The organism is Phenylobacterium sp. (assembly GCF_036263695.1).
GTDB lineage: Bacteria > Pseudomonadota > Alphaproteobacteria > Caulobacterales > Caulobacteraceae > Phenylobacterium.
The window spans coordinates 1-3693 of sequence record NZ_DATAGM010000119.1 but is presented as its reverse complement, the minus strand read 5'-3'; the positions used below and the strand labels follow the sequence as shown (position 1 = coordinate 3693).

The following is a 3693-nucleotide window of genomic DNA, read 5'->3' as shown; positions in this document are numbered from 1 at the left end:
CTTGCTCGCTCCTCGTTGGCGGACGCCCCGAAAGCCTTCGGATGAAGCGCCGTATTGGGTCGTCCCCGCTTCGCTCAAATCCCGGCCGAGCCCGCGGAACTCCGCGCTCGGCGTTGCACGCGATATGGGGAAACTTCAGGCGCCCGCAAGGGGATCATTACCAACCGTACAGGAAGCATCAGGCCCCGTCCCAGTGCGGGAGCACCGCCGAATAGACCTCGGCGGGGAACGGCGCCTGGCCGCCATGCCGCAGCAGGAAGGCGTGCTGCACCACCATCGCCTGCTGCTCGATGTTGAGCTCGGCGAAGGCCGCGCCCGGGCTGAGGTCATAGGCGTAGCTCTTGGGTCCGTCGCCGGCCTTGAGCTTGCCGAGCAGCAGACTCACCCCCTTCTGCGCCTGCCAGACGTGGGTCAGCTCGTGCACGAACACCGCCTTGACCGACAGCGGCACGTCCGGTGCGGCGAAGTTGGGCCGCATCGACCTAGCCGGCCAGACCACCAGCCGCCCGCTGGCGACGAAGGCGCGGCTCCAGTAGGGGATGGCGAGCAGCCGCACGCGCGCGGCGTCGAGACCGGCTCCGAACACCTCGGCGGCGAGAGCGCGCTCGCCCTGGGTCAGCGGCCGCAGCATGGGCATAACGCAAGCCTAGCGGCGGCGAACGGCCCTGTCCTGCGTCGCCGCTTTGACTCGCGCGACAAGGGGCCTAAGGATTTGCCTCGTCCGCATCCGCCGGAGATCGCCATGCTGTCCTTGACCCGGCCGGAGGGGACCCGGCCCGAAGATCTCCACCTGTCCCGGCGCGCCCTTGGTCTGGCCGCGTTCGGCGGTTACGCCATCTTCGCGCTCTCCGCCGACGCCGAGCCGATCCAGACGGACGAGGCCGGGCTGGTGACCGAGACAGTCCAGCTGCCTGCCGCCGACCGGCCGGTTCCGGCCTACTTGGCCCGGCCCGACGCGCCGGGCCGCTTCCCGGTCGTGGTGGTGGTCTCGGAGGTGTTCGGCGTGCACGAATACGTCCGCGACGTCTGCCGCCGTCTGGCCAAGCTCGGCTACGTGGCGCTGGCCCCGGACTTCTTCGTCCGCGCCGGGCGCGATCCCTCGACGATGAGCGACTTCGGCGAGATCCGGAAGATCGTCTCCACCGCCTCGGACGCGCAGGTCATGGGCGACCTGCGTGCGGGGCTCGCCTTCCTGTCGCGCGCGCCGTTCGCCGAGCGGCGGCGGATGGCGATCACCGGCTTCTGCTGGGGCGGGGCGGTGGTCTGGCTGGCCTGCTCCAGGTTCCGCGAGTTCCGGGCGGGCGTGGCCTGGTACGGGCGGCTGGCGCGGCCGAAGCCCGGCGACTTCCTCGGCGAGCCGGAACGGCAGTGGCCCATCGAGCTGGTCTCGCAGCTGCGGGCGCCGGTGCTCGGCCTCTACGCCGGCGAGGATCAGGGCATCCCGCTGACCGATGTCGAGGCCATGCGCCAGGCGCTGGCGGCGAACCGCAAGCGCGGCAGCGAAATCATCGTCTATCCGGAGGCCCAGCACGGCTTCCACGCCGACTACCGGGCCCAGTACAACGCCCAGGCGGCCCTGGACGGCTGGTCGCGCATGCTGCTGCATTTCGCCCGCAACGGCGTCGCGCCGCGGACCGTCTAGCGCGGCCGGCGGAGCGTCAGCAGGATCGCGAACGCGATCAGCGCGCACGCGCCGATCCCCAGCACCGCCAGCCTCGGCGACGCGGCCATTCCCATCGCCAGGAGGAAGGGCGAGACCGCCCCCAGCAGCCGGCCCGGCAGGTTGATCACCCCTGCCCGCGCGCCGAAGCCCTGGGTCCCGAACAGCGCCAGCGGCAAGGTCCCGCGCACGATGGTGTAGAGCCCGTTGCCCGCCCCGTAGAGGATGGCGAACGCGGCCGCCGCCGGCGGGCCGGCGAGCAGCAGCACCGCCACCGATAGCGGCAGCAGCCCGATCGCCACGCGGGCCGAGACCAGCGGGTGGATGCGTTTCACCAGCACGAACTCGGCCAGGCGGGCGGCGACCTGGGCCGGTCCCAGCAGCGCCCCGGCCGCCAGCGCGGCGGCCGCACCGACGCCCAGCGCCGTCAGCATCGCCGGCAGGTGGGCCGACACCGCCGAGGAGATGCCGGCGATGAGCGCAAAGGCGGAGGCCAGCAGCACCAGCGTCAGCAGCGGCCGCTCGGGGGCCGGGCCGTCGTCGGTCTCGTTCCCATGCCGCGCGCCGGGAACGGCCCGGCCCTTCGGCAGCGAAAGGTGCAGCGGCAGGCAGATCAGCAGGTTGGCGCCGGCCCAGGCGAAGCAGGCGCCGCGCCAGCCGACCTTGGCCTCCAGCCAGGCGGTGAGCGGCCATCCGACCGTGCTGGCGAAGCCGGCAATCAGAGTGACGCCGGTGATCGCCCGGCGGGCGTCCTGGCCGTACCAGCCGACCAGGCCGGCGAAAGCCGCATCGTAGAGGCCCAGGCACATGGCCGCCCCCATCACGGCCCAGGCGAGGGCGAGCTGGAGCGGGTCCTGCGCCAGCCCGAGGCCCGCCCCGCCGGCGGCGAACAGCACCGAGGCCACGGCCAGCGGCGCCCGGCCGCCCCGGCGGTCGATCAAGCGCCCGACCGCGGGACCGGCGAAGGCGGTCACCAGCAGCGCGCCGGAGAACAACAAGAACACGAAGGCCGGCGAGACGCCGACCGCCGGCCCCATGGCGTCCGCCAGCGGCGCGGGCAGGTAGAAGCTGCCGGCGTAGCCGATGGTCTGGGTCAGCCCGATGGTCGCCACCGCGCGGCGCACGCGCAGCGGCGGCGAGGAATAGGTTTCGGAGGTTGGCTCGCCCACAGCGCCGCCCAGCCTGGGCCGCGTCGGGAGCCGCGGCAACGATTACGGCGCCTAGAAGGGCGGGATCTCGGCCGGGGGCGGCGGGGCTTCGGGCTCGACGGGCGGCGGCGCGATCGGCTCCATCGGCTCGGGGACCACGACCGGCGGCGGGGCGGGCGGCGGCGCCTTCTCGACCAGCTTGGCGTCGGCGTCCTCGTCCTCCTTCTCCTCCTCCTTTTCCTCCTCGGCCTTTTCGGGGGGCGGCGGGGGCGGGGCGTCGATGATCGGGGTGGCGTCGGGCGCGTCGATTGCGGCCGACGAGGGCCCGCCGCGGGCCGCCTCGCCCGGCAGCCGACCGCGCTCTGGCGCGCTGACGAAGCCAAGGCCGAGGCCGCCGAGGGCGACGAGGCCGAGCAGCACGGCGACGACCTGCAGAACGGGGCGGGGCATGGTCCACATGGCCGCGGACCCTAGTGCGAGCCTCGGAAAAGCGGAAGCGTGAACCCGCTGCGGCTTTGCGCCCCGTCAGGCGCGGCTAGTCCTTGTCGCGTCCGCCGCCGCCCCGCTGCTCGCGCTCCGCCCGCCGCGATTCCCGCTCGGCGTGGCGCTGGGCCCGTTCGGCCTCGCGCTCGCCGCCGCCGCCGCCGTCGGAAGAGGCCCGGGCTTCCCGCTGGGGCTGGCGCTCCGGCTGCTGTTGCTGGCGCGCCTCCCGCTCAGCGCGTTGCCGACCCTCCTGCTCGGATCTGGCCTGCCGCTCGGCGGCGCGGGCCTGGCGCTCGGCCTGCTGCTGCTGACGGGCTTCCCCCTCCCCGCGTTGCCGGCCTTCCTGCTCGGCCCTGGCCTGCCGCTCGGCGGCGCGGGCCTGGCGCTCGGCCTGCTGCTGCT

General features: G+C 74.0%; 4 protein-coding genes and 1 pseudogene. 1 reads left to right on the top strand and 4 read right to left on the bottom strand.

Annotation, left to right across the window (positions count from 1 at the left end):
• Positions 1-178: 178 nt before the first annotated feature.
• The gene (locus VHK87_RS04830; RefSeq protein WP_329633762.1) at positions 179-637 is read right to left on the bottom strand and encodes a hypothetical protein; all 459 of its coding nucleotides are present in this window, start codon (positions 635-637) and stop codon (positions 179-181) included.
• 105 nt (positions 638-742) lie between these two features.
• Here VHK87_RS04830 and VHK87_RS04825 point away from each other — a divergent pair, with 105 nt between their 5' ends.
• Positions 743-1642: a dienelactone hydrolase family protein gene (locus VHK87_RS04825; RefSeq protein ID WP_329633761.1), complete on the top strand. Its 900-nt coding sequence runs from the start codon at positions 743-745 to the stop codon at positions 1640-1642.
• Here the strand turns inward: VHK87_RS04825 and VHK87_RS04820 are convergent.
• The 3 genes and pseudogenes from VHK87_RS04820 to VHK87_RS04810 form a co-directional block, all read right to left on the bottom strand.
• Positions 1639-2829, bottom strand: coding sequence for an MFS transporter (locus VHK87_RS04820; RefSeq protein ID WP_329633760.1), 1191 nt, complete (start codon positions 2827-2829; stop codon positions 1639-1641). The two genes, VHK87_RS04825 and VHK87_RS04820, sit on opposite strands and share 4 nt — an antisense overlap.
• 51 nt (positions 2830-2880) lie before the next feature.
• Positions 2881-3258, bottom strand: a complete 378-nt coding sequence (locus tag VHK87_RS04815) for a hypothetical protein (protein ID WP_329633759.1) — start codon at positions 3256-3258, stop codon at positions 2881-2883.
• An 85-nt stretch (positions 3259-3343) separates the two neighbouring features.
• A pseudogene (locus VHK87_RS04810) lies at positions 3344-3693 on the bottom strand (hypothetical protein); the annotation flags it as partial.

Excerpts from the sequence above, each read along its gene's own strand:
- VHK87_RS04825 (WP_329633761.1), top strand. The coding sequence starts at position 743 with ATGCTGTCCTTGACCCGGCCGGAGGGGACCCGGCCCGAAGATCTCCAC.
- VHK87_RS04815 (WP_329633759.1), bottom strand. The coding sequence starts at position 3,258 with ATGCCCCGCCCCGTTCTGCAGGTCGTCGCCGTGCTGCTCGGCCTCGTC.
- VHK87_RS04830 (WP_329633762.1), bottom strand. The coding sequence starts at position 637 with ATGCCCATGCTGCGGCCGCTGACCCAGGGCGAGCGCGCTCTCGCCGCC.